Genomic DNA, 26,849 nt, shown 5'->3' on the forward strand with positions numbered 1-26,849 from the left:
CTCCCTTGCCGTCATTTCTTAAGGACGGCATCCACGCCTTTAAGAAGCCGTCCCCATTAGGAAATCATTTCGGTTACTTTAACTGGTCCTCCGTATAATAACCGGAAGTAATTAACAGGTCTTTGTAGTTGTCAGTCGTTACAACCACCGGATCACATAAGTAGGTTGGGATGATTCCGGTTCCGTTGTCATAGGACTTGGTATCGTTGATCTCCGCTTCCCCGCCCTGCATAACGGAATCCACCATCTTTACGACCTGGGAAGCAAGGGTACGGGTATCCTTAAAGATGCTCATTGCCTGTTTTCCCTGCAGCATGTTCTTTACATTGGCAATGTCACAGTCCTGACCGGTGACGATCGGATACTTCCCGGTATAGGAAGACGCCAGGGCGTTCTCAACTCCCAGGGCAGTGGAATCGTTGGAGCAGAGGACTGCATCCAGTACGGTTCCGTCGGAATAGTTGCCTGCAATGATGGTATCCATACGGTTCTGGGCCTTTTCGGAATCCCAGTTGGCGGTGGCTGCCTGCTCAAAAGCAGTCTGGCCGGATTTTACTTTCAGCTTGCCGCTGTCAATGTATTTCTGAAGGACATCCATGGCCCCTCCAAAAAAGAAATTACAGTTGTTATCGGCCGGGTCGCCGGTAAACAGTTCGATGTTCTTCGGTTCCGTGGCTGATTCAAGGCCCAGAGCCTCTACCAGGTATTCGCCCTGTTTCTGTCCGACTTTATAGTTGTCAAAGGTTGCATAATAGGTAACTGCATCGGAGTTCATGATCAGACGGTCATAGGAGATGACCGGAATTCCCATGGCTTTCGCCTGGCTTAACGGCTCACCCAGGGAACTTCCGTCGATGGATGCGATCACTAACATCTGGCAGCCATTGGAAATCATGTTTTCAACCTGGGATACCTGGGTCTGGACATCATTGCTGGCATACTGTAAGTCTACCTTGTATCCGGCGGATTCCAGCTCCTTCTTCATGTTTGACCCATCCTGGTTCCATCTCTGCAGATCCTTGGTGGGCATGGCAACGCCGATCAGGGTTCCTTCTCCTTTAGCCGCCTTGGTCTCCTCCGTCTTGCTCTCAGAAGCCTGGGCTGACTCGCCGGCGGCGGCAGTTGTCTGCGTCTCTTTGTTTTCCGGTGCGGAGTTTGTCTGGCTTCCGCATCCGGCCAGCATCCCGGCTGTCAGGGCAAGGGTCATTGCAGCTGCTAAAAATTTCTTTTTCATGGTTTTTTGTTCCTCCTCCAATACTTGTTTTTTGATGATCCTATCCTATCACGAACAGAACAGGACTTGTTTGCGAACCGTTAGCACGTATTGATCCACATGAAAAAAAGCCCTGACGGCCCAGGACTTTTTCGCGGCAAAATAATGCTACTGCTGTTTTACATTGAGATATACATCCTCACGGGCATGGAATCCCCCCTGAATGATGACATCATCCATATTTTCTTTGGTGACTGCCACCGGTTTTAACTCCAAAAAGGGGACATCATAGGTTCCGTCATGAATAGTCTTGTCACCCCCCTTTAAGGGTTCCCCTCTCCCCAGCATTACCGCGTATTCCGCAGCCAGTCTGGCCTCTTCCTCAATGGACTTAAAGGCCGTCATGTTCTGGGTCCCTTCCATGATCCGCTGGCACGCCATCAGATCCCCATCCTGACCCACCAGGCAGACCTTTCCAGCCATCCGGTCTTCTGCCAGCGCCCGGAAGACCTGGGTTGCCAGATCATCGTTGCCGCACATGATCCCTCTTACATCCGGGTATTTCTCAAGCGCTTCCTTTGCATAATCAAAGGCATGCTCCGCAAGCCAGCCCTCGCAGTTGCTTTCATATACGACTTCCAGATTTTTTCCTTCTATTACCGAATCAAAGCCTTCCCGGACCATTTCCACATTATGGTCCGTCTCCGGCCCCTGGATCATGAAAATCTTTCCTCCTTCCGGAATGTCTCTGACCAGGCTTTCCGCCATCAGCCTCCCCACCTCTTTATTATCAAAGGATATGTACATATCGCAGTCCGCATTCTGCACCAGCCGGTCATAGCTCATTGTCTTAATTCCCGCATCCTTTGCCTTTTTCATCACATCGGAAAGAGCCTCGCAATCTCCTGCTACCACCACAATGACATCCATCTGCTTTTTGATGAAATATTTTATCTGCTCGATCTGTTCGTTTACATCTCCGTTTGCATTCTGTACATTGACTTCGGCACCGTGCTCTTTTGCAGTGGATACAAAAATATCCCGGTCCCTGATCCAGCGTTCGATCACAAATGAGTCAATGCTTAAGCCGATCTGCAGGGGCCTTTCCTTTTCCCAGGCCTGGACGTCGGCCTCTGTTCCTGCCTCGGCTTTCCCGCAGCCTGCTGCCAGGGTACAGCAGAGCATAACCACAAGTAACAATCTCCCTCTCCACATTTTCATAACACTTACCTCTCCCTATATTCACTGGGCGTCATCCCTTCATACTTCTTGAAAATCCTGCTGAAATAATTGGGGTCACTGTAACCGGACATGACGCATATTTCCTTGATGCTGTATCTGGAATCCTCCAGAAAGCGCCTTGCATGTTTGATCCTGGTTCTGGTTACATATTCTATAAAGTTTTCTCCCACCTCCTGTTTGAACAATTTGCTGAAATAATAAGGGCTGATATCCACCATTCTGGAAACGTCATCTAAGGAAATGTCCTTCGCATAATTTTCATCAATGTATCCCCTGACTCTGGAAGCTACATTTTCATACTCCTTTTCCCTGGATGTACTGATGTTTTCGCATATTTCCCTTGTCTTATTAAGAAACCAGCGTCTGAGCCCCTCTGCATCGGCCGCATCCCGGAGTTCCCTTAAATAATTCTCCCGGTAGCGGAAGCCATAGCGCATATTTCCTGCTTCAAATGCCCTTCTCTCAAGCCTCATGACCAGCTCCAGTATCTTGACTTCAATATTGGCCCGGACATCCCCGTCATGCATCAGCATCCAGTCAAAAAATTCATTGGCACAGGATAAGGCTCCATCCCGGTCCGCCTTTATTCCTCTTTCCAGATACCGGTTTTCAAGGTCCAGCGGATATTCCCCGTCATAGTCCGACACAGCGGGAATATCCGTAATATGTACCACATGGCTGTCGCCTTCTCTTAAGGATTTTATGGCTTCCTTATAGGAACCGCGGATCCCGGACAAGGGCTTTACCGACCCGATGCCTCCTCTGCATTTGACGTCCATGCTGTTTTCCAGCTTATGGATCATATTCCTGGTCCTTGTAATGATTTCCACCCGTTCCTCATACCGCACCTTTTCCTGTTCAAAGGAAAGGAACAAGACCAGCCGGTTCCCCATGGCCGGCCCGATGACACAGTCAAAATAGTCTTTTACGATCTCCCTCACCATGGAATAGTACTTGTTCACCCGGACACCGACACCTATGGCATTGGTCATGGTTCCGCCTTCCATGCTGTCTCCGAATTCCAGCACGATCATAAAACCATAGGGTTTTTGTATATCCAGCATTTCAATATATCCGCTCCTGGCAGGATCCGAATCATCCTGAAGAATATTGTAGATAAAACCGCTCTCGATCATGGGAATCACGATTTCCAGCTTCTCCCGGATCTTTAGATCATCGCTTAATTTCTGCCTGGCTTCCTCCACCTGGTGCATGGCCTTTATACAGGTATCCAGAATCTTCTTTTTGTTGACCGGCTTCATGATGAACTCCATGACCCCTAAGTTCACCGCTTCCTGGGCATAGGAAAATTTATCAAAGGCCGTTATGATGATGAACACGATGGAGGGATTGAATTTACGGACCTCTTTAATCGCCTGGATCCCGCTTAATCCGGGCATCTGGATATCCACAAAGGCAATGTCGGGACGGAAGGAGCCGGCCTGCTCGATGACCGCTCTCCCGGTCTTAACGCAGACTATTTCACAATCACTCCCGAAATTTGACTGTATGATATTTCTTATGGATTCCAGCATGATCCCTTCATCATCAGCTACCAGTATCCGAAACATGTACATTTCCCCCTCTCTTTGGTATCCGTAAAACCACCGCAGTTCCTTTGTCTTCCCCCTCACTGAAGATATGGAAAATCCCGTCATCCTTGTAATAAAGGCTCAAACGGGATATGACATTGTGAAGACCTATTCCGGTGGAATCCGCTTCTTCTGCCGTCTGTCCGCCGGCACGGATCCTTTCAAGCTTTTCCTTTTCCATGCCTTTCCCATTATCCTCAATGCGGATTTCGATCTCTTCCGGGCAGTTCTTTACGGTCAGGTGAATTTTTCCCGGCCAGTCAATGTTCCGGATTCCGTGGTTCACCGCATTCTCAACCAGAGGCTGCAGGATCATGCTTGGAATGGAAATATCCATTGCCCCCTCATCGATCCGGGAATCGTACCGGATGTCTCCTGCGAAACGGACATTCAATATATAGATGTAATTCTCCACGGTTTCGACCTCTTCACGGATCGTGGCATCTTCCGAACCTTTTTTCACATTATAGCGGAAAAAATCCGCCATTTTTTCCATAAATACCGAGGTTTTTTCCGCATCCTCCATCATGGCAAGCTGAACCCCTGCATTTAAGCAGTTAAAAAGAAAATGAGGATTGATCTGAAACTGTAAGTATTTTAACTGAGCTTCTTTTAAATGATTTTCCATTAAGAGCTCCCGCTCCTTCATCTCCTGTTCCTTCTCCGCGCTCTCCTTAATTTTATTCACGTACTCGTCCAGACTGTCCACCATCTGATTAAATGTACCGGTTACGATCCCCAGTTCATCTCCTGCACGGATAGGCGGCACCTTAACATGGAAATTTCCCTGGCCCACCAATTTGGCCGTATGGGCCAGATCGGTAAGGGGAGTAACAATGTCTTTTGTCATCATCATCATGACCGTTATGCTGATGATCATAACAATGACCAGAATAACGGAGCTTATGACTTCCAGATACTGAAGGGCTGCCTGCAGGGTCTGATAACTGGCGGAATTGTTCTTAAACTGCTGGCTGTTTAAGACCGAAATGTCATGGTTGATGAACTGGTAAAGCTTTAAGGCTGCTTCATAGGAGCTTTTATACTTTTCCACGTTCTGGCCGCGTTTTGCCTGTACGGTCTCATCAGTCAGCCTTAAGTAGCTGTCCGACATATTATGGATATTTTTTTCAAGAATCTGGATCTGGTTGTCCGTTACCGCAACGCTTAACCCCTCTAACAGCTTCCTGTAATCCTGTTCGGCCCGGTAATAGTCGTTTAAGGACTCGGAATCCTTTACCTGCAGGTATTTATACATGTAATTCTGAACACCGGTGAGTGCGTCGGAGAGCTCGTTTAAATTGACATTGCTCATATATACGGAATTCATCCGCTCCACCATCTGGTTGATCTGGGCATAAATGAACAGATTGCTGGCAAAGAGCACAACTGCCGTCACAGCAATTTCCAAAAAAAGCTTGCGCGTAATGGGAAGGTTTTCCCACAGATGTTTCCAATTATTTTTCATAGCCGCTCCACTGATTACTGATAAAATCCGAGGCATTTTCCTTTGTTACAAACTGTAAATCCACGCTGTAAAAGGAATTGGTCCTTCCGTCGTGTATGGACTCCGTAAGAGCCTGCACACTGTATTTTCCCATCTGTCTGGTGTCAATGCAGAGTGTCATGGCCATGGTCCCCTTACGGACCGCATCTAAGGTGGCCTTTGATTTATAATAACCGATCACCTGGGTCTCACCGACGCAGTTATAATCAATAACCGCCTGATATACAGCTTCCGTATCCACCTCGTCCATGCAGATAATGATATCCGGGGGACCCTGGCTGTTTTGAAATAAGCTCCGCACGATTTCCTCGGATTCAAAGGCCCTGCCGGACGGGATTTTGATTTCTTCGATTTTGATCCGGTTCCCGGTCTCGCTTGATGTGATGATCCGGTTATTGATCTGGCTCAATATCTGGGACTGGTTGCTGTCAATGGAATTATCGTGCAAGAGCATCATTGCCCTGGTTTTCTTTGAATTTTTCGGGAGCATATTTAAAATCTGGTTTCCATATTCCTGTCCAAGCTGATAGGAATTGATCCCCACATAGCTTTTGCGGTCCGTGGTGGGAGCATCGTTCAATATGGTGACCACAGGAATTCCCCTGGCAGTTGCTTCATTGATCCGTTCCTCCAACCGGGCTTCTCCGGTAAATTCCAAAAGGATCCCATCCACCCTGGCCGCTATGCTCATATCCATAAAGTCTACGGTGGTATATTCTGACGACTGGTTTTTTCCTTTCAGTTCTACATAAGCATCGTGCAGGGCCGCTTCCTCCCGGACGCTTTCGTACACATCATTCCAGAACTGGGAATCCAGATTATTTATGATCATGACGTAATGATACCGGTAGGTATTGGTATTTTCCGCATGCTCCACACCGATTTTTTTTAGAACGTACCCATAAAAGGATGAGGTCAGCAGTGTGAGGAACACGATACCGAACAAACCGCTAAACACCAGCAGAAGCAGGCTTTTCTTTCTATTGTCCATGGTGGTTGCCCTCTTTATTAATATTGTAATAAAATTATTATACTAAATTGGAGGGGAAAACGTAAGCAGGAGAAAATTGCGGGGAGATAGCATTTTTTTGTCAATTGATGTACATGGTCTTGATGGCGCCATTCTATGAAAGCCGCATGAACTTTCAGTTCTATATAGAAAAAACTACTAACTTCAAAAACTGACAGTTAGTAGTTATACACATCAATGTTTTATGAAATTGCAATATCCCATACCTTTTAAATTTATCACAATCCCGCTATGTTCCGATTTTCATTGTTTAAGTCCTTTATGGTTTCCCATATTTTTTCAATCGAAACCGGACTCCCATCATGGGCATCGACCCCTGCCTCATAACGGCGGATCGGTTCGTAAACCGGCTGCATCCGGTGCAGGTGCCCATGCAGATGGATGCGGTTGTTCCTGTAGCCGGACCATACTTCTACTGGGAAATGAAATAATACAAATTTTGTATCCATCGTATGCAGTTCATAATATTGGTGGCACCACTCAAAAATACTCTTATCAAATGCCGGATCTTCAAGATAATGATCATTATTTCCAATCACAAGGTACTTTTTACCATTGAGCTTTCTTAAAATCTCACTCGTCTGATATCCATCTCCATCTGAAACATCCCCCAGCAAATAAACTTCATCCTCAAGCTGGACTGTCTGATTCCAGCGCTCAACTAAAAATTCATTCTTTTCCGCAGATGTGTTAAAAGTCCGGGTTCCTACCCTGCATTGGCCTTTTGAATAATAAAAATGTGTATCTGAGGTAAAGTATATCATGTGATCAACTCCTTTTATCAACTATAATGCTAAATTGTAATGATATGGCCGTAAATGGAACCCCCGGCTGGTAATCTGATATTTATTAATTGATTTTTCCATTTACAATCGCATCTGCTTTTTCATAATCCGTCTTTTTCACATAAATAATATATTCATATTCCATCTGTAAATTCTCCCCTAGCGTCCCTGTCCTTGCTCTGGATCCCGCATCAAAAGGAGATGGGCTTTTTCTGTTGATCACCTTAATAGTATAAGGAATATCATTTTGAGCCAGTAAATCTCGTATTTCCGCCTGCCTTTTCATATCGTAAGTACTTATCAATTCTTTGCGGGTGAATATCGTGATCATTATTAATCCTTCCTTCCTATTTTCACTAATACCATATTATTTCAAAAGCTACTAATTATCAACATTAAACTTTCAATATACAGTAATACATTATATTTTAATTTTGTGATAATAAATCCTCATAAACTTTTAGTTCTGCCGCCCTGATGTACTGTATTTACCACATAAGGAGCACAATGGATTGCTGCCCAACCTTTTTTATAAGTCACTTTTTTACAACATCTGTATATAGGTCTCCCTTTTCATTTTAATTTATAATATGGTTTCAATTTTACTCTTTAAATGATAAAATACAACTAAATCCATTTAGGAGTCGGATATTATGAAGAAAAAACAAGCAGCTTTTCAAATCAGTAAAGAGGACGCCAAAAAGCTTCAAGGAAATAAAAAACTGATTGACCAAGTCCTTTTTAGGGTTGATAGGAATGGGAAAATAACTTATTCCAGCAGACCATTTGATAACTCAAACACTTAATCCATGCCTAAAGAAATACCTATAGAAAACCCTCTCTTACCTGATTTATGACAATAAAAAACCAATTATGGAATATTGAAAGTTGGTAATGAAAGCAGTAATCTATTTATTTAGGAATTTACCAGTTCCGAATAATGAAGTCGGCCGCTTGTTCCGGAAAAATTTTCGATACATCTATTTTATGTGTATTCAATTTTTCATAAAGAGGAATGCGTTCTATACTTCTACGAATCACATCTTCTGCCCGGATACCAGCAACGACATCTTTTCTTAAACGGTCTTGTAATGCCTCTTCGCTGCATATCAAGGAGATTGCGTGAACATTACAATTTGCGGTTTCAAGACGTGAAAGAATATCATCAATAATAGCTTGTTGGTGCATCACCCAGCAAAATACAATGTTCTCATAAACTGAGCACTTGATGAAATTATTCAGAATAAAGCATATGTTTTCTATGACCATTTGCTTTGTTTCTTCCGTTATCTGAAAAGGATGCATATCCCAGCACCAATCTCCGTCGAGAAATACGCTGCTATTTAACTTCCGCATCATTATCCGGCAGGTGGTAGTTTTTCCAACCCCCATGGTTCCACCAACCATATATAAATTCTTCATGTCTCAACCCCCATGTACCGTTTTTAAAATACTCTCTAAATACATCAGCCGATTGCGAAAATCATCTATGTTTTTTTAATAAGATTTTAGCTATTTCATTCTTTTAATTGTTTCATCCAATGAAATACATTCTGCATATCTCCCATTCCACATAAATTCATTGTAATATTTATAGCTTTGTTCTGCTGACATAAATTTATTATTAACTGTTGTATTTGCATATGCTGGAACTATAATATTAAATCCACGTTCAAATCCGCATTTTATAGTAGCATCAATACAATAATCGGTTTGAAGCCCTACAATAATTAGATCCTTTTCTCCCTTATTGATTAAATATTCTGATAATCCTGTCCCTTTAAAGGCACTATTAACCTTTTTATCAAATATTTTTTCACCATTCATCGGTTGGAAATTTTCATATATTTCAAAACCGTCAGTTCCTTTTGTTAATTCATTTCCTATTCCATCATCATGACGTACATATATTACTTCTATATTATTTGCCCTGGCTTCATGTAGTATTTCTTTAACATTAGATACAAAAATATCAAATTCATATAATTTTTCGTTTGTTATTAATTTTTGTGCATCAACAACTAATAAAACCATTTTTGTTCTCCTTCATAAATTACCATTTGCTTGTATCTAAAATACATCTTCCATCTCAATACCATAGCCATTTCCATAGCATCAGTAATTGATTTCCCTTGCGTTCCGATATCAAAATCAGGAATATGTAACGTTCCAGAAAACTTTCTTTTTCTGATATTACTCCTCCTCACATCTATTCACTAATTCATATGACGGATGATACAATCCTGTCGGTTCATAAAAGTTCTTGCCAATATATTGAAACCCCAGTTTCAAAAGCAGCTTTTCCGATGCCTTGTTTTTGGGATGATGTCCTGCATACAGTTTATCAGCTCCTAAAATAGTGAAACTGTAATCTATGACGACTTTTGCAGCCTCGGAGGCATACCCCATACCCCAGTATTTTTTTCGCAGATGAAAACCAAGCTCATAGGAATGTGTTTCAGCTTTAAAAGGCCGGATTCCGCAACAACCAATCAGTTCACCTGTCACAAGCTCAAAAATAGGCCAGTACTGTATATGAAACACCTCATCATTATGAATTTCTGTATCCAAGCGGTGAATTATATCCTGTTGTGTAAACTTTCCAGTAGCGCAAATAAACCGGGTAACTTCTTTTTCTCCCCATAGCTGAGCAGCTAAATCCAAATCAGCAGCATTCCAATTTGAGAATCCAATCCGTTTTGTTTTTATAAAATACTCTCGCATCTCTCAATGCCTCCCTTTCTATAGATAATCTCTACTTTAAAATACATTATATTTTACTAACTATCAATATTAAGTTTCCAACATACAGTAATTCGTTAAATCCTAATTCTATATATTCCCATAATATTTTTTTAGATTATGCCCATAATAATGTTGTGTTCAATAACACATCATTATAAACGGAGGTGTCAAGCTATGGATAGCAATGCGGAAATAACAGTTAGCTGTTAGCGAAGTATTGTTAACAGCTTAAACTTCTTAGTTTGAAAGATGTCCCAAAATTTACTTTTGGGGCATTTTTCTTTATATCATCATATATGTAAGGATTCAGATAGCTGTGATGTTCTGACATATTCCCGTCTATCCACGGGGCGATCCGGCGCTTGCTTCCGGGATAATGTAATAATGATTTCATAAACTATCTCCTTTTTTACTTGTTATTTCACGATGTTTATGCAATAATGAATTTAAAAACCAGGCTTAACGGAGGTCCATAATGAAAAGTATTTCAATATCAGAATTACAAAAGTACATCAAGGAAAAAGATCATCACCCAGACCTCAAAAAAGATTATTTTCTAAAGTTATCAGAAGAGGTTGGAGAACTTGCAAAAGCAATACGTAAGAATACAACTCCTGCTAGTGATACTTTTTTTAAGGGTAGTATCGAAGAAGAACTCTATGATGTCCTGTACTATACTCTTGCCATAGCTAACCTATATAATATTGATCTCGAAAAATGGATTCCTGTAAAAGAACGCTTAAACGATGAGAAATATGGAACCCACAATACCGACAAACTCTTTTCAAATTAATCGTTACTATGCCCTGTGTATTTAATAGCTCCTTATTCTTAAACTCTTCGCAATTCCATCAAAAATCTATCACAATTCCCCGTTATATTTACACTCACAAAGGGGCCAATAGCCTTTTACATATAAATCTTTTTCATAACGGCCGTCAGGATTATCGCTGATCTTGCCGGCTTCCTCCCTTTTATGAGATACTTTTATCTATCAAGTACTGCCATTGTCTTAAGATACTGTTTCTTTCGGGCGTCCCTGCAATTTTTGCAATATAGATTTTCTTTCTACTCCAAAAACTCTTTCCCGCAACGTTTGCAATATTGTGGCCGGATCCACTGGAAGGATATGCAGCTGTCGCAGTCTGTTTCTTGAAGGTATTGTTCCTGATCCGCTTTGTGTACAAAGGAAAATTCTAATTTTACTCATCAATAAAAAAAACTTTTATCATTTAACATAAAAAGAAAAGAGACACTTAGCGTCCCTTTCCACAAAATAAATAATTTAGTTAACTTTTCGATTACGAATCTCTAATACATTGGTAATAGCATCTTGAAGCAATCGGGAATAATTTACTCCAGCCTTATCAGCTTCAACGCTCATCCAATAAGGAATCGTACAATTTTTCTTAACTGCCCTATTATCCAGCTTCCTCCTGTATTCAGTAAAATTAACATCTACTAAAGTGACAATATCATCCCTTTCTGCTTTTAATTGGCTTGAATAGGGTTGAGGAAGTTCTTTCTTCTCATCTTCCATATCAATACCCATTAATCCAATTGCATCCCTTGCCATCTCCATAGCATCAGCAATTGATTTCCCTTGTGTTCCGATATCAAAATCAGGAATATATACATAATATCCTTCCTCTGATTGTTTTAATATAATCGGATACGCTCCTTTCTTCAACATAGTAATCCTCCTTCAAATATTAAAAACCATTTTAAGTATAATGAAGCCATTAAGATGCCGGGATTAAAGCCCTAAACCAGCCATTTTCCTCGAGAAGCTTAACTAAATCTCTCCTCTTCATTCATACTCCTTTAAAATGGGTAATGATCCGTTACAATTACACTATACGTATATTATGCGCATTTGTCAAGATTTTCATGTATATAATATACTCATTTTATACTATAGTATTTTATTATCCATTTTTATACTCTGTCATCATATTAAGACGTTGTTATAAAAAATGGCTCTACCAATCCCCGGGATATCGTGCTTTCCAATTTGAAAAATTATACCAGCTTTTCTGAACTATGGGGTATAGGCATAAGTATCAGAAAAGGACTAAACCATCCGCTAATGGCTCAGTCCTCCCCCTTCTTCCAATACCCCTGGTTCATGGTACACCGTAAAATCAGCCACTCCGGCAAAATCCGGTACCGTTTCCCCATAAGATACCCCATGTATTTAAATCCGCTTTTCACGATCACACCGGGAACCAGCCATGGCTTTTTCTGTTTTACAAGCCAGGCGCAGGTCTTTTTCACGAGACGGATCCCCTCACTTTCCGAACGGATCCCCCCGAATACCTCCGGGTGGTCCGCCTGGGATACCGCAAGGTCAAAATTTCGTTTGAACTGGGCAATACACCCATAATTATGGGAATGAAATACCCGGGCATCTGCCGCATATGCAACCGCCTGCCCCTGCCGGCGCACCGCATTTCCTGCATAAACCATGTCCTCATTAAAAATGGTCCGGTTTATAAATCCTCCAGCCTCTAAAAAGGCCTCCCGGTCATAAGCACAGCAGACATTGGAAGCGAAAAAAGTCTTGATCCCCAGCTTCGGTAAGTCCGCCTTTGTCTTAACCCGGCTCTGCTCCGGGTAATTAAAGGAACGGGTATACTGCTCTGCAAGAGCACAGTCCGGATTGGGGAGCTGTCTTGCGTAGGCCATTACCACTTTTTCGCCATCCTTTCCGGTCTGATGAAGCCCCTTTACCAGAGCTCCAATTAAATTTTTATCCGCCGGAACTGCGTCATCGGTCATGAATACCATAATATCCGCTTCTGAATGGCCGGCCCCCTGATTCCTGGTGCCGCCATGGTCAAATTCCTTTTTTGCCACATGGTGGACCTCCAGATCACGAACCCAGGTATAATCCTCTTCCTTCCAATAGGACCGTTCCGTATTCATGACGATGATCCGCCGTATGGGATAGGACTGTTCTCCCAGACGCTTTAACAGACGCTTTAACGTCTCATCCGGCTTGTACACCGGAATGATCACATCCACGGTCCGGCTTTCCTGTCTCTTCTCTTCCATCACACTTTCCTCTACCTTCCGATCAATTACGCAGACACGCTGTGGAGCAGATGCGTATCAGGGCATAGATGCTTACAAAGCATTCCAGATACCAGGCACTTTTTCTTAAGTCCAGGCTGATGACCAGATGCCTGTCAAATACGGTCAACAGCACAAGTGGCAGCAGGGGAATAAAATACCGCCCCTGAACCCCGGTAATATAGGTTAAATTTCTTGGAGTCCAGCCCAAAAGCATAGAGGCCAGGACCAGGCAGGCGCTTAAAAACACCAGCAGCAGGATCCACAGCTTCTGTCCGCCTGTTATAAGGGCCTCTTCCCCTTCCCGCCTTATCACGCTCACAAACAGTACATACCACAATATGGCCAGGCAAAAGGGCGGTACCGTCAGGTTTGGGTCTAAGTTTCCCAGAAATCCGCCGAGCATGGTAACCAGATAATAATCAAACTGAGTGACCAGGGTCTCATAATAAACGAGAAAAATATCATACGGCTGGTGAAGCACATCCTGAAGCGTATAACCCGCTGCCTCGCTCCAGCCTACATAGCTTTCCGTCGAGCTCGCCCATACAGAAAGGACGATGCGGTTTACGAAAAACACTGCCAGCACCACCGCTGCCATGACACAGATAACGGATAGCCAGTAACGTTTTTTTGTCTTAAATTTGGAAGCCGGGATAAGTAAACAGATTCCTGCCACCGGCAGATATACGATTTTGCCCGGTTCTAAAAGAATCAGTAAAAGAGCCAGAATAACCGTATCTTTTACGGTCACTTCCTTTTTTTCATATGCCAGATAAAAACACCAGGCCAGAAACAGCATGGAGAGTCCGATAAATGCCGCATCATACGATAAGGATGCCGCCAGATGAAGGGTCATGGGCAGGCAGGACACCGCCATGAGAAGTTCCTTTTTAAACGGCATGATCCGGACGGCCAGCGCAGCCATGCCCGCAAAAGCCAGAAGATTGAACAGCCTGCCCAGATATACCAGCGGAATATATCCCAAATGCAGAATTCTGGCAAGGCTGATTCCAAACGCCTGAGGAAGATAAACCACCGGTGTGGTGTTTACCGGTGCCTCATACCGGACAGTCACTCCCTGGCTGTCATCCAATGAGAACATTTGGGTAAGAACCAGATTGTATGAGACCTGTCCCACGCTTGTATAAAGGCCCGGCGCGTCATCACCGCTCCGCACCAGAACATTTGCCCCCCGGCCGACCCTCTCCCGCTCTTCTTCCTTTGCATGGGCCAGGAATGTTTCATCCGCCACCGCCTGTTTCCCCATCAGCTGGCTGGAAAGACGGTAGGCGCTGACAAAATGAGCCGCCTCATCCGGTGTAGAAAAAGGTGTGAGGACCAGCATATAAAACAGGCCAAGAATCACCAGGGCAGCCGGGAACAGCCACCAGTAAATTTTCCGGCTGATCCACAAAGCAGCCCCCAGAAGCCCAAGAAATCCACAGCCAAACACGATCAGCCACCAGTAAAAACGCCGGACCGCCTCATATTGCGGCGAAGGGATCCCTATAATGGTGTCCGGATATTCGTTAATAAACAGAAAGGCGATAAGCAGGATGCTTCCCGCCGTAAGCAGCAGTCCTTTTTTAATCCGAATGTGCTTCATGCTTCCGTTCCTCCTTCTCCTTTGCCTCTTCCCGGTCCAGAGCCAGCATCTGAATGAGTTCGGTCACTCTCCGCTCCAGCTGGGATATCTTAATGGACTGGAAAAAAACCTTTACCAGCAGAATAAAGATCATGAAGGCAAAGATAAAATTGGCAGTGGAATACGTCCCCACCAGCCTGGATATAAAATCCGCCAGCCGAGGAAATACACTGAAAATCACCAAAAGCAGAGCGAACATCACCCAGAAGATGGAATCCTCAATCTTCATCTTGGAATGGCGTATTTTTCTTAGCACATAAAATGTAAGCACCATGGAAACGCATATCAGCACACTGCGAAGTACAACCGTCATGTTACGTTCTCCCTTCTTTTATCTCCGGTCCCGAATGCGGAAGCTCTGTACCAGCAAAATGGAAAACAGCATTTTTCCCATATACCGGGCTGCATTGACAGGATTTAAGTAACTCTCTCCCATGATCCGTTCATCCATAGTGACCGGAATCTCCGAGACTCTGGCTCCCTGCCTGATTAAGTAGGAAATGGTATCCGGTTCCGGACCGTAGTTCAGACCATCGGCAAATTCCTTGATCATCTTTTGGCTGAACATGCGCATCCCTGAGGTAGGATCCTTCACCGTTACCCCTGTGGTGAGCCGGATGGCCCCGCTCAACAGCCTGCTTCCGAGCATCCGCATGGAATGGGGCTTTTTTTCCGTCACGAACCTGGACCCGATCACAATATCATATCCCTCATCCATCTTCTCCTTCATAGGAAAAATGTATTCCGGCCGGTGCTGCCCGTCTCCGTCAAACTGAATTGCATAATGGTATCCATGACGGTGAGCATATTTAAGCCCGGTCTGGAATGCTCCGGCCAGTCCCAGATTTATGGGCAGATCTATGATCTTCCAGCCATGCCTCCGGCAGATATCTGCCGTCTGATCGGTGGAACCGTCATTGATGATTACATAATCAAACATTGGGTAATTCCGGATCACTTCACCCACCACGCGCTCAATATTGAGAGCCTCATTGTATGCAGGTATCACAACCAGTACTTTATCCATCATTTTCTGCGTTCCTCCCTCCCTTTTTCCTCTGTGATGAATACCCGGACCGCCTGTCCCATAAAGCAAAGCATGAGAAGCAGCATTTCCAGCATGTAGGAAAAAGCGCCTCCATTGATCCCTCCCTCCCCTACAAGCCAGAAGGAAAGAAAAAGGGACAGGATGCAGACCGGCACATAACCGAAAAAGATCCGTTTCTGCTGCTTCATGATAACAAGCACATAATAAAACAGGTTCATGACCGCAAAGAAACCGCCGCCCAAAATTATAAAGAGCAGCCCGGACCGGTAAGGTTTCAGCTCCACATTGGAGATAGCCCCTAATACAGGTACGCCGAGGGCCCAGGCTCCGGCCAGGGCTGCCACCGTAAGAACCAGGATGATTCCCGCCAGTTTCTTTAAATCCGATACAAACTCCCGGAATTGACCTTCTTCCCATTGGTATGACATTTTGGTTAAATAGGGACGGATCACAAAATTGGCCGCAAGATTAATGACTGAGGTCGGCATAAAAATAGCTACAAAGACCGCAGAATCCGTCGAAGTCATCCGGGCATCTACGGCATATTTCGCCATGGCAAAAATCAATCCGTCTAAAAAAACGGATAAAAACAGCAAAAAACTATCCTGCAAAAGCTTCCACTGTTTCCGTGCGGTTCTGTCAAACGCCATTCCCGGAACGTGCTTTGCCGCCCTTCTGTCGAATAACAGGATCCCGGCTCCCTGGGATGCCACTGCCACCATACTGGAAAATACCAGATCCTTTGTCACAGCCAGGGCTCCTAAAAAGCAGCAGACGGAAAGCACGGTCCGGAAAGCCATTGCCTGTCCGGTCAAATACAAACGGCCATTCCTCTGAAATTCCGATTCATACACGTCGGCAAATCCGTCCAATACCTTGTAAAGCACCATCAGAAATACCACCAGCGCCTTTTCTCCGGGATAACCCTCTGCCCGTATCACCGTATTCCAAATGATATAGAAGATCCCGAACAGAATGGCCGCCAGGCAGGTAATGGCACGGGCCAGACGGTATTCTCCAAATGTATAGCTCCGGCCCACGTCCGTGCTCTGCAGCGGTCTCATGCCAAAATAGGCCACCAGAAACATCTGCTGCCCGAACGTGCTGAAGGCAAAGCCAAAGATCCCTCCCCGGTCTGTCCCCACCAGATGATTGACAAGGGCTGTGAGAACCATGCTGGAGCCCGCATAAACCAGGCTTCCGATCATGTTCCAGGCCACATTTTTTCGTTCCATTAATTTTCCTCTGATTTCCTCTTCATTGCCCACGCTATTTGGGCATTAAGGTATACCCGCAGGGTGTTTCCTCTTCATTGCCCACGCTGTTTGGGCATAAAGGTATACCCGTAGGGTGTTTCCTCTTCATTGCCCACGCTATTTGGGCATTAAGGTATACCCGTAGGGTGTTTCCTCTTCATTGCCCACGCTGTTTGGACAAAGGTATACCCGCAGGATATTTCCTGACGATGTTCCCTTTATTCTACAATATCAGACTTAAAAAGTAAACTCAAAACCAACTTTCCTAAGGTTTCATGAATCCCGCGGCACGGCACAGATACAGAAAGCTTTCAAGCCGGAACAGCCAGGAAAGCCCGACATATACCAGTACTCCCACAAGGATCTGAACCGTAAGGGTGAGAAGAGTTCCTTCTATTACATATTGTACTCCGTACACGATAACGCACATCACCGCAGACAGAAGAAGAGACGGGAATACATCCCTCCACTGCTGGGAAAAGCTGTAGTTCAACAGCTTTTTGTTGGGATAAGCGTTGATAAAGGTGCAAATAAAATCAGTGACCGCCCTCAGGGCCACCATGGCGGTGATGCCAAAGGGGATGCTGATAAGAAGGGCGATGACGCTGACCCCCTTCTTCGCGATTTCCAGCTTTAAAAATATTTCACTTCTGCCCATGGCATTGATGGCCTGTAAGTTGGCCACGTGAAGGGGCCAGGTGGCATATGCCACACACAGCAGCCGCAGCAGGGGGACGCAGGGTAAGTATTGGTCCGTCAGAAGCAGCTTGACCATGGGTTCTGCCACGGCGATCAGGCCGGCCATCATGGGAAATACCAGATAAGAGCTGGTGACAATGGACCGTCTCACCATGCTTTTCAGCCTTTCCCGTTCATTCTGGCAGGCGGAAAAGGCCGGCAGCATGACCGACTGGATGGCAGCTCCCAGATTATTGGCGATCAGGGACGGAAACTGGTTTCCTCTTGAGTATTGCCCCATCATATCAGAATTATATAGTTTACCGATCACAAGTCCGTATATATTGCTGAATACGGTGTCAATGAGGCCGGAGCAGAGGATTTTCCAGCCATAGGAAAACAGCTCACCGGCTTTTTTTACGGAAAACAGCAGCCTGGGACGCCACTTCACCAGAAAGGTCAGGACCACCATCAGAAAAAAGCTGTAGAAGAACTGCTGCATGACCAGCGCCCAGAGCCCCAATCCCCTGGCTGCCATGAATACGCCGATCACACCGGAACCAAAGGCGGCGGAAAGGCTTGCCAGACACATTTTCCGGAACTCCATATTCCTGGCGACCGCAGCAGACTGTACGGATGTGACGGCACCAAAAAACAGAGTCACGGAAAGTACCCGAAGCACCGGGCAAAAAACAGGCTGTCCATAAAATGACGCAATGGACGGGGCTGATATAAACAGAATCACATAAAGAATTACAGCAATGGCCGCACTGATGTAAAAAGCTGAGGAATAATCCGCCTCATCCACCTCATATTTTTGAATCAGGGATGTATTAAAACCGCTCTGGACAAATACATTTCCAATGGTAATGAATATCATGATGAGCATGACTTCTCCGGACTCTGCCGGTGTCAGCATCCTGGCAAGAAGAACCGATACAAGGAACTGAATTCCCTGGGTCCCCCCGTTTTCCATCACTTTCCAGAACAAACCGGAAAGAACCTTTTTTTTCATATTTTCCTGGTACATACTGACTTTTAACCTCGTTTTACCAATTGACAGTTCCGCCTTATTGTACTATATTCCCCAATAAATGTAAATCGTCTATAGCATTTTGGACTTGATTGTGTTAAAGTATTATGGAATATACATTTTTTATTTCAAGAATTCAGGAGGTTTTTGATTATGCGTAAACTGACACGCGGCCTGGCGGCATTCTGTCTGACGGCTGCCCTTGTTTCCGGACAGGCTTCCTTTGCATGGGCGGAAGAAGCATATGGCCCGGGTTTTAAGAATGGCGTATCCATCAGTCAGGATGGCAGCCAGACCGGAAACAAAGATCAGGCCGGGACCTTGGGAGGCATAACAACTAAAGAAGCAGAAACCGCTTTGGCAAGCGCCGGAGTGGATATCGGTAAAGAGGCGGAAGGAGGCGGCGAAGATGGTGTCGTAGACGAAGCTGACAGGGCGGCCCAGGAAGCTTTAAAAGCGAATTTCCCACGTCTCCAGACCACCGTTATGATAGGTGACAGCAACTGGTCACAGCCTTTTGTAAATGATGCGTGGATTACAAACAACGGAGAAGGCTTTCATGGATTATCTACCTTCTTAACCAACATCGTGGGAAATGTGCTTTACCGCACTTACACATCCAGCACCGGCTGGTCCCCATGGGCTATGAATGGACAGCAGACCACCAATTACGCCAATGATATAAACATTGAAGCGGTACAGATGCGCTTTTCCGGTTATGTGAACAACCAGTTTGATATCTACTATACGGCACAGCTGGAGGATGGAACCACCATGGACTGGGCCAAAAACGGAACGACCACCGGAACCATGGGAACCGGTCATTACATAACAGGTCTGCGTATGGCCTTCTATACCAAGAACGCCGCATTCCCCTATTCCACAAGTAAGCCCCTGGTTGCTGCCGGTGTGGACGGTATGCAGCAGATTGACGGTGCTCTCCGCTGCTTTAACGGAGACGGAACCCCGTTTACCGGCTGGGCATGGTCCGGCAATGAGCGTTATTATTTCCAGGACACCTATCCTGTGACCGGCTGGCAGTACATCGACGGTTACAAGTACTACTTCGATGGATCCGGCAGAATGCTTCCGGACTTAGAGCCGGTTATCGGTGCAAAGGGACCGTTCCTCATAAGCATTAACAAAGAGATGAACTGCATGACCATTTTTGCCAAGGATGGGAATAACGGTTTTATTATTCCGGTAAAGTCCTTCCTGACCTCGACCGGACCGGATACCCCTCTGGGAACATTCCAGACTCCGGAAAAATACCGCTGGCGTGACATGAATCACGGAATCTTCACCCAGTATGCAACCCGCATCTGGAAAGGATTTCTGATCCATTCCATCCTGTACAGCAGCCCCAATAAGATGACGCTGGATCCGACTACTTATAACTATTTGAGCATTGCACAGTCTGCCGGATGTGTCCGCCTGTTATCGGGTGATGCAAAGTGGGTATATGACCACTGTGCCCTGGGAACTACCGTTACGATTTACGAATCGCCGGTTTCCGGTCCTTATGAGCGCCCTGCCATTGAACAGATCATACCGGATACCCAGACCTGGGATCCGACCGATCCGAATGTTTAACGCCGTTTTCTCTATTCCGGAAATTTCAGTGCCCCATAATGACTGGAAATCAGTCGTTATGAGGCACTTCCTTTTGCTTCTTTGTTATCCTATTGACCCGATCTGCCATGGCGAATATTCATTTCTGCCAACGCCATTCAACTCTGCCTTTGTTTTTTCTCCTGATGCGACTCGTAATAATTTTTCAAATATGAGTTTCCCCATGTCCTCCACACATATCTCACCATTTAAAACACCGCCGCAATTCATATCCAGATCCGACAGCATTTGTCCATATATGGAGTCGGAAGCCGCCATCTTCATTACCGGTGAAGGGTAGGCTCCAAAACAGGAGCCGTTTCCGGTGGTATAGGCGATTAGTGTCGCTCCTCCTGCGATCTGCCCGGTTACGGCAACCGCATCGTATCCCGGAGTATCCATAAAAACCAGCCCTTTTTCCTTCACCCTCTGCGCATACTGGTATACTTCCATAAGAGGGGAGGTTCCTGATTTTTTTATCCCTATTCCTTTATAAGCCTGATCCGCTATATAGCTGTTAACATCCCAGTATTCTTTTGGAAGGCTTTTATCATATACTAAAAGCTCCTTTAACTGAATTGCACGTATCCACCAGTTTAAGCGGTTCAGCAGTTTTTCCCGAACCCCGTCATTGATTCCCCGTTTCAGCAGTTCATCCTGTACCCCATATAATTCCATTGTTTCACTTAATATGACGGCCGCTCCGTTTTGAACCAGTAAGTCTGTTGCAACGCCAAGGGCCGGATTTGCAGACAGTCCCAATAAGGAATTGGTTCCTCCGCATTTCAGGCCGACGGTCAAATGTCTGGCGGAAACAGCCGTTCTTTTTATGGCATTTGCCTTCTGCAGCATGCTGTAGACGATATCAATGCCTTTTTCCACACTGTTCCGGCTGCCGCCTTCGTTGCAGACGATTAATTTTTTTAAAAATGGGCCTTCTTCCAGATGCTTCGCCTCAAAAAAGCCTTCCGCGCTGTTTCCCCTTGAATGAAGGGATACTACCAGCATTCCTCCCATATTCGGATTGTCAATATACCCCCTCATGGTTCTGCGCAGTAGGTCCAGAATCTGCCCTTTCATATCCAGGGCGCCGCCAAGTGTCGTTATAAAAGGAATTACACCATCAATATTTTTGTAGCCGGCCAGCCGTTCGTAAGTAAAATAGTCCGCTATCTGCCTGGCAACGGTTGCCGATTCATTTTCCGTTGCAATGACCCCAATATAATTCCTTGTACCAACGCTGTTATTACTTCTTATGATCCCCTGAAATGAAGCCTTATTATATTGTTGGCTCTCCATAACGACACCTCCGCAGAATAAATGATATAACTATACTATATTCTGCAATAAAAATCCAATAATTTCCACCTTTATTTTATTTAAGTTCTGAAACAGCGCAGTGGATCAGAGCTTTCATATAACCGGTTGAATAAGCAAAGGAAGAATCTTTCCCTCCGCAGGCTTCCACAAATTCCGGAACGTGGTCACAATGCATTGCTCCGTCGTAACCGCAGGCCACAAACTGCTTCATGACCTGATACATATCCATATAACCGTCTTCCAGCAATGTCTCTTCAAAATAAGGAAGCGTACTGCTCACATTTCGGAAATGTACAATAAATACTTTTTTGTTTTCTACAAAATATTTAATGTCTTCCATAATATTGCCGAATTCTTTTCCTCCCTCCAGCCAGCAGCCGACGCAGAATTTCATTCCAAGATACGGATTGTTGTTTACCATTTCAAAAGCTCTCTTGTAATCCTCTGCCGAATGGATCAGATTGCATACGCCTTCCAGGGAAGGCACCGGCGGATCGTTGGGATGCAGTGCCAGACGTATATCCGCTTCTTCACATACAGGAAGCACCCGGTCCATAAAATACTTGAAGTTATTCCACATCTCTTCCTTCTGATACTCGCGGTCAAAGCAGAAAGGATGGCTGTTTAACTCCTCCATATCAACCAGCCTTCCGACAGCGCCCCTGGTATGTTCTCCAACTGCAAATCTGGTGGTTGACACGCGCCCCTGGTCCCAGGTCACATACCCCACCCGGATACCTGCTTTCCCCAGCGCCCGGTTAAAGGCATTGTATTGATTAATCCACTCATCCCGGTCCGGCAATCCCAGATGTATGGAGGGATGCTTATACATGTTGGAGTTTCCTGCATCATTTACTGTTAAATCAAATTTGGCACAGCGCTCCATGAATCTCATAACAGAGTCATAATTACTGTGTTCATCCTTAAACATGACAAACACATTTTTGAGTCCCATCTGCTTTGCAAAAAGAAGCTGGTCATCTGTATAATCAGAAACAATGGGAATCTGTACTTTAATTTTATTATTCATTATTTTAACCTCCTGGTCTGCACATTCACTCTTCATATAAGAAGCAGGCCACTTCATGTCCGTTTCCGGCTTCTTTTAATTTCGGTATTTCATTTCTGCAACGTTCTGTTGCATCATTGCATCGGTCATGGAACGGGCAGCCCCTGGGACGGTTTACAATGCTCGGAACCTCTCCCTGAATCGGTACCCTGTCTCTCCCCGCTTCTACCACAGGGTCTGCCACGGGAACTGCCGACAGCAAAGCTTTTGTATAGGGATGCAGGGTGTTATTATATAATTCCTCACATTCTGCGATCTCCACGACCCGTCCCAGGTACATGACCAGAATCCGGTCACTGATATGCTTGACCACCGCCAGGTCATGGGCAATAAACAGATAGCTGACACCCAGCTTTGCCTGAAGTTCTTCCAGCAGATTGATGATCTGGGCCTGTATGGATACATCCAGAGCCGAGATCGGTTCATCGCATATGATTAAATCCGGTTCCGAGGATAAGGCTCTGGCTATGCCGATTCTCTGCCTCTGTCCTCCCGAAAATTCGTGAGGCACCCTGTCCTTTAAGGACGGATCCAGACCGACGATCCGGAAAAGCTCATTTACCCGTTCCTCATACTGCTTCCGGTCTTTATACTTTTTGGAAAGCTTTAAGGACTCTCCTACAATGGCCCCGGCTGTCTGCCTGGGATCCAGGGATGAAAATGGATCCTGGAATATCATGGCGATCCTTGACCGGTAAGGCTTTAACTGTTTGTCACTCAAAGGCACAAGATCGGTCCCGTCAAACAGGATCTCCCCTTCTTCCGGCTTATAGACTCTCATGATGCATCTGGCCATAGTGGTTTTTCCGCATCCGGACTCCCCTACAATGCCCAGGGTCTCCCCTTTTCTCACATGGAAGGTGATTTCCTCAATCGCCTTTACTTCCCCGGCCTTTTTTCTCATCATTCCCTTATAAATAGGAAAATACTTTCTCACATTACGGACTTCAAGGCAGCGTTCCTCACTCAGCTTGCGGACGGGAGCCTCCTTTTGAGGCTTATTGCGGATCTCCTCCTCTTTCGCCTCCAGCTCCTCTCCCGTCAGACAGCAGGCAGCCCAGTGCCCTTTCTGTGTTTCTTTCAATTCCGGTTTACTGCTCTTCCTGCATTTCTCCATGTGGTACTCGCAGCGGTCATAAAACGGACAGTAATCCGGCCGCAAGGCGGGGTTTGGCGGCAGCCCGTCAATGGGAATTAAAACACGTTCCTTCGAATCATCCAGTCTCGGAATCGCCCGCAGCAGACTTCTGGTATAGGGATGCCGGGGATCTTTAAAAATATTCACGGTATCTGCGGTTTCCATAACATTCCCGGAATACATTACATAGATCCGTTCCGAAAACCTCGCTACGATCCCCAGATTATGGGTGACGATAATGACCGCAGTGTTGGTCTCCTTTGCAATCTCCCGGATCATCTCCAAAAGCTGTGCCTGGGTGGTCACGTCAAGGGCCGTAGTGGCCTCATCCGCAATCAGGATATCCGGTTTCGAGGACATGGCCATGGCGATCATGATCCTCTGCCTCATACCACCGGAAAACTGCTGGGGATAGTATCCAAATCTCTGCTCTGCGTCAGGGATCTTGACCATTTTAAGCATTTCAATGGTGCGTTTTCTGGCTTCCTCTTTATCCAGTTTTAAATGAAGCATGATATTTTCCTGAATCTGATACCCAATGGTCAGCACGGGGTTCAAAGAAGTCATGGGTTCCTGAAATATCATGCTGATCCGGCCGCCCCGTACATCTCTCATCTGTGTACTGTCCGCCTCATAATCCAGCAGATTTTTCTCCATGCCTTCTAACAGGGCTTCTCCGCCTTCGATCTTGCCCGGCGCCCCGATCAGCTGAAGCACGCTCATCATGGTTACGGACTTTCCGCTTCCGGATTCGCCTACGATCCCTATGATCTCTCCTCTGTCCAGACAGAGCGATACGCCGTCAACCGCCCGTACCTTGGAACCGTCGGTCAAAAAACACGTCTGTATATTCTTTACTTCTAATAGATGGCTCATCTGTTCCATACCCCCTGTCAGATTTCTCCTCTGAGTCTTGGATCCAATGCATCCCGGACACCGTCACCAAGCGTATTTAAAAATATTACCAGCAAGGCGATGCAGATACCGGGTGCTATGGAAAATGTCGGGTTCTGCAGAAGAAAATTTCTTCCGTCACTGACAATGCTGCCCCAGGATGCGGTAGGCTGGCTGATTCCAAGCCCAAGAAAGCTGAGCCCGGCCTCCGCAAGAATCGTCTGGCCCACCTGCTGCGTCATCGTGACTATAATGGGCGATATACTATTTGGCAGTACATGCCGAAACATCAGGGCAAAGCTCCCGTTGCCCTGCAATTTCCCTGCCATTATGTAATCCGTTTCTTTTATGGAAAGAACCTGTCCTCTCATCATACGGATGTAAATTGCCATATTCGATATTCCTAGAACGATCGATAAATTGATGATTCCTCCTCCAAGCACCGCACACAGAGCCATGGCAAAAACGATCTGCGGTATGGACCGGATCGCTTCGCTTACACGGTTGATGATATCATCCACCGCTCCGCCGAAAAATCCTGCCGTCATTCCAAAAAAAGTTCCGATGGCACAGGCGATCATAACTGCCAGAACGCCCACAACCAGGGAAATACGGGTTCCATACAGAACGCGGCTGAGCACATCCCTGCCTGAATTATCCGTACCAAGTAAATATTCCGCACACGGCTTTTTTAAGCTGTCCATTAAATTGGTCCGGTTTGGATCATGGGGTGCCAGCCATGGAGCGAATATCGCAATGAACAGGAATATCAAGACTCCTGCAAAGCTAACCAAGACAATCTTTCTGCCAAATAATACTTTTACAAATTTTTTCCACTTATTCTTTTTCCGACCTCCGGTCAACTGCCTGTCTGTTATTGCTGCCGAATTACCTTCCACCTCGACACCTCCTTCTAATCCAAGCGGATTCTTGGATCTACGACTGCATATACAATATCGGTTATGACATTAACAACGCTTGATACCAGGGCAATCATCAAAACACAGGCCTGAATCAACGGGATATCCTGAGCCTGAATGGATGTTACGAACAAGGTTCCCACACCCGGTATGTTAAAAACGGATTCCACAAACATGGAACCTCCGATCAGCATGCCAAGCCTTAACCCCATAAGTGTTATTACGGGAATCATTGCGTTTTTCAGCGCATGGATATAGATCACCTTCCGCTCTGCCAGTCCCTTTGATCTGGCAGTCCGCACATAATCCTGCCGGATGACCTCCAACATGCTGGACCTGGTCTGTCTGGTAATGGATGCAATGCCGCCTAAGGTAAGACAGGTCAAGGACAATATGGTCTGCCGGATACTTTTTGACAAATCTACAAACGGTGACGTAAACCCAAAGGACGGCAGCCAGCCCAGCTTCATGGAAAAAATATATAAAAATAAGACACTCAGCCAGAACTGCGGAAGACAGCAGGTCACATTTGCTGCCATGGTAACAACCGTATCTATCTTTTTGCCCCTGTACACCGCACTTAATATTCCGGTAATAATCCCTAACGGAATGCTGATAAAAAATGATAACAGTGAAAAGTATAAAGTTACCGGTACATGTTCGGCCAAAACGCCGGCCACAGACTTATGATAACTGGCTGATGTTCCAAAATTTAAGCGGACCGCATCCCACAGCCACAGAAAATACCGGACGATGACCGGTTTGTCCAGATTAAGCGCCTGGTACCAGCGGTTATATGTCTCATCAGAAATTTCTCCGCCAAGCATTGCATAAACCGGATCACCCGGCAGCATGGATATCAGCATGAAAACAATAAATGATAGAATGATCAGTACAATCACTGTCTGTCCCAGTCTTTTCAGTATATATCTGCCCATTGTATTTCCCCCCTTTCCAAATCATATAAATAATTTTTTTTAACCCGTATGCAGGAATTATATAAAATTTCCTGCGCCTGTGCATTATGCTGGGAACACACAAAGTG

The 26,849-nt window shown here is 45.4% G+C and carries 26 protein-coding genes and 1 pseudogene; 3 read left to right on the top strand and 24 right to left on the bottom strand.

Annotated elements, in window-relative coordinates; genetic code table 11:
• Positions 1-73: 73 nt before the first annotated feature.
• The 7 genes from chvE to BQ9856_RS18485 all read right to left on the bottom strand — a co-directional run bounded on the left by chvE (position 74) and on the right by BQ9856_RS18485 (position 7,700).
• Entirely contained in the window at positions 74-1,234 is a 1,161-nt protein-coding gene (chvE, locus tag BQ9856_RS18455) for a multiple monosaccharide ABC transporter substrate-binding protein (RefSeq protein ID WP_077612335.1), read from the bottom strand.
• Between the two features lie 147 nt (positions 1,235-1,381).
• Positions 1,382-2,434, bottom strand: coding sequence for a substrate-binding domain-containing protein (locus BQ9856_RS18460; protein WP_077612336.1), 1,053 nt, complete (start codon positions 2,432-2,434; stop codon positions 1,382-1,384).
• Between the two features lie 5 nt (positions 2,435-2,439).
• Positions 2,440-4,026 (bottom strand): helix-turn-helix domain-containing protein, encoded by a 1,587-nt coding sequence (locus tag BQ9856_RS18465; RefSeq protein ID WP_077612337.1) that lies wholly within the window; start codon positions 4,024-4,026, stop codon positions 2,440-2,442.
• Complete coding sequence (locus tag BQ9856_RS18470; RefSeq protein ID WP_077612338.1) at positions 4,004-5,515, bottom strand: sensor histidine kinase; 1,512 nt, start codon at positions 5,513-5,515, stop codon at positions 4,004-4,006. The genes BQ9856_RS18465 and BQ9856_RS18470 overlap by 23 nt, the downstream gene beginning before the upstream one ends.
• Complete coding sequence (locus BQ9856_RS18475; RefSeq protein ID WP_077612339.1) at positions 5,505-6,545, bottom strand: substrate-binding domain-containing protein; 1,041 nt, start codon at positions 6,543-6,545, stop codon at positions 5,505-5,507. The genes BQ9856_RS18470 and BQ9856_RS18475 overlap by 11 nt, the downstream gene beginning before the upstream one ends.
• Before the next feature lie 257 nt (positions 6,546-6,802).
• On the bottom strand, positions 6,803-7,348 hold the full coding sequence (locus BQ9856_RS18480; protein ID WP_077612340.1) for a metallophosphoesterase family protein: 546 nt from the start codon (positions 7,346-7,348) through the stop codon (positions 6,803-6,805).
• Between the two features lie 85 nt (positions 7,349-7,433).
• A complete protein-coding gene (locus BQ9856_RS18485; protein ID WP_077612341.1) occupies positions 7,434-7,700 on the bottom strand; it encodes a hypothetical protein in 267 nt (88 codons plus the stop codon).
• Between the two features lie 322 nt (positions 7,701-8,022).
• Between BQ9856_RS18485 and BQ9856_RS24615 the strand changes: the two genes are divergently transcribed.
• Complete coding sequence (locus BQ9856_RS24615; RefSeq protein ID WP_159442033.1) at positions 8,023-8,175, top strand: hypothetical protein; 153 nt, start codon at positions 8,023-8,025, stop codon at positions 8,173-8,175.
• Positions 8,176-8,293: 118 nt separating this feature from the next.
• Here the strand turns inward: BQ9856_RS24615 and BQ9856_RS18490 are convergent, their stop codons facing one another.
• From BQ9856_RS18490 to BQ9856_RS24620, 4 genes are all read right to left on the bottom strand, one after another.
• Positions 8,294-8,791, bottom strand: coding sequence for an AAA family ATPase (locus BQ9856_RS18490; protein ID WP_077612342.1), 498 nt, complete (start codon positions 8,789-8,791; stop codon positions 8,294-8,296).
• 90 nt (positions 8,792-8,881) lie between these two features.
• Complete coding sequence (locus BQ9856_RS18495) at positions 8,882-9,403, bottom strand: cysteine hydrolase family protein (RefSeq protein ID WP_077612343.1); 522 nt, start codon at positions 9,401-9,403, stop codon at positions 8,882-8,884.
• A 159-nt stretch (positions 9,404-9,562) separates the two neighbouring features.
• The gene (locus BQ9856_RS18500; RefSeq protein WP_077612344.1) at positions 9,563-10,093 is read right to left on the bottom strand and encodes a GNAT family N-acetyltransferase; all 531 of its coding nucleotides are present in this window, start codon (positions 10,091-10,093) and stop codon (positions 9,563-9,565) included.
• 241 nt (positions 10,094-10,334) lie between these two features.
• The gene (locus BQ9856_RS24620; protein WP_159442034.1) at positions 10,335-10,508 is read right to left on the bottom strand and encodes a hypothetical protein; all 174 of its coding nucleotides are present in this window, start codon (positions 10,506-10,508) and stop codon (positions 10,335-10,337) included.
• A gap of 81 nt (positions 10,509-10,589) precedes the next feature.
• On the opposite strand from BQ9856_RS24620, the gene BQ9856_RS18505 reads away from it, so the two are divergent.
• A complete protein-coding gene (locus BQ9856_RS18505) occupies positions 10,590-10,907 on the top strand; it encodes a MazG nucleotide pyrophosphohydrolase domain-containing protein (RefSeq protein WP_200801324.1) in 318 nt (105 codons plus the stop codon).
• 492 nt (positions 10,908-11,399) lie between these two features.
• On the opposite strand, the gene BQ9856_RS18510 is transcribed toward BQ9856_RS18505, so the two are convergent.
• From BQ9856_RS18510 to BQ9856_RS18540, 7 genes are all read right to left on the bottom strand, one after another.
• Positions 11,400-11,807 (bottom strand): type II toxin-antitoxin system HicB family antitoxin, encoded by a 408-nt coding sequence (locus BQ9856_RS18510; protein WP_077612345.1) that lies wholly within the window; start codon positions 11,805-11,807, stop codon positions 11,400-11,402.
• A gap of 401 nt (positions 11,808-12,208) precedes the next feature.
• A complete protein-coding gene (locus tag BQ9856_RS18515; protein ID WP_077612346.1) occupies positions 12,209-13,171 on the bottom strand; it encodes a glycosyltransferase family 2 protein in 963 nt (320 codons plus the stop codon).
• Between the two features lie 22 nt (positions 13,172-13,193).
• Positions 13,194-14,798 (bottom strand): DUF2142 domain-containing protein, encoded by a 1,605-nt coding sequence (locus BQ9856_RS18520; RefSeq protein WP_077612347.1) that lies wholly within the window; start codon positions 14,796-14,798, stop codon positions 13,194-13,196.
• Positions 14,779-15,150, bottom strand: a complete 372-nt coding sequence (locus BQ9856_RS18525; protein ID WP_077612348.1) for a DUF2304 domain-containing protein — start codon at positions 15,148-15,150, stop codon at positions 14,779-14,781. The genes BQ9856_RS18520 and BQ9856_RS18525 overlap by 20 nt, the downstream gene beginning before the upstream one ends.
• Before the next feature lie 18 nt (positions 15,151-15,168).
• Complete coding sequence (locus tag BQ9856_RS18530; RefSeq protein WP_442855547.1) at positions 15,169-15,867, bottom strand: glycosyltransferase family 2 protein; 699 nt, start codon at positions 15,865-15,867, stop codon at positions 15,169-15,171.
• Positions 15,864-17,120, bottom strand: coding sequence for a lipopolysaccharide biosynthesis protein (locus BQ9856_RS18535; RefSeq protein ID WP_077613443.1), 1,257 nt, complete (start codon positions 17,118-17,120; stop codon positions 15,864-15,866). Before BQ9856_RS18535 ends, BQ9856_RS18530 begins: the two co-directional genes overlap by 4 nt.
• Positions 17,121-17,406: 286 nt before the next feature.
• The gene (locus tag BQ9856_RS18540) at positions 17,407-18,849 is read right to left on the bottom strand and encodes a lipopolysaccharide biosynthesis protein (RefSeq protein ID WP_077612349.1); all 1,443 of its coding nucleotides are present in this window, start codon (positions 18,847-18,849) and stop codon (positions 17,407-17,409) included.
• A 156-nt stretch (positions 18,850-19,005) separates the two neighbouring features.
• On the opposite strand from BQ9856_RS18540, the gene BQ9856_RS18545 reads away from it, so the two are divergent.
• Positions 19,006-20,445, top strand: coding sequence for a L,D-transpeptidase (locus BQ9856_RS18545; protein ID WP_077612350.1), 1,440 nt, complete (start codon positions 19,006-19,008; stop codon positions 20,443-20,445).
• Between the two features lie 84 nt (positions 20,446-20,529).
• Here the strand turns inward: BQ9856_RS18545 and BQ9856_RS18550 are convergent, their stop codons facing one another.
• The 6 genes and pseudogenes from BQ9856_RS18550 to BQ9856_RS18570 all read right to left on the bottom strand — a co-directional run bounded on the left by BQ9856_RS18550 (position 20,530) and on the right by BQ9856_RS18570 (position 26,742).
• Complete coding sequence (locus BQ9856_RS18550) at positions 20,530-21,762, bottom strand: UxaA family hydrolase (protein WP_077612351.1); 1,233 nt, start codon at positions 21,760-21,762, stop codon at positions 20,530-20,532.
• A gap of 76 nt (positions 21,763-21,838) precedes the next feature.
• The gene (locus BQ9856_RS18555; protein ID WP_159442035.1) at positions 21,839-22,813 is read right to left on the bottom strand and encodes a mannonate dehydratase; all 975 of its coding nucleotides are present in this window, start codon (positions 22,811-22,813) and stop codon (positions 21,839-21,841) included.
• A gap of 25 nt (positions 22,814-22,838) precedes the next feature.
• Positions 22,839-23,822, bottom strand: coding sequence for an ABC transporter ATP-binding protein (locus BQ9856_RS25790; protein WP_442855596.1), 984 nt, complete (start codon positions 23,820-23,822; stop codon positions 22,839-22,841).
• 75 nt (positions 23,823-23,897) lie between these two features.
• Positions 23,898-24,875 (bottom strand): annotated as a pseudogene (locus BQ9856_RS25795) (ABC transporter ATP-binding protein); the annotation flags it as partial.
• An 8-nt stretch (positions 24,876-24,883) separates the two neighbouring features.
• The gene (locus BQ9856_RS18565; protein ID WP_235839248.1) at positions 24,884-25,783 is read right to left on the bottom strand and encodes an ABC transporter permease; all 900 of its coding nucleotides are present in this window, start codon (positions 25,781-25,783) and stop codon (positions 24,884-24,886) included.
• A 14-nt stretch (positions 25,784-25,797) separates the two neighbouring features.
• On the bottom strand, positions 25,798-26,742 hold the full coding sequence (locus tag BQ9856_RS18570) for an ABC transporter permease (RefSeq protein ID WP_077612353.1): 945 nt from the start codon (positions 26,740-26,742) through the stop codon (positions 25,798-25,800).
• Between the last annotated feature and the right edge of the window lie 107 nt (positions 26,743-26,849).

Origin of the sequence: Clostridium sp. Marseille-P2415, assembly GCF_900155545.1 — a bacterium.
GTDB lineage: Bacteria > Bacillota > Clostridia > Lachnospirales > Lachnospiraceae > Lacrimispora.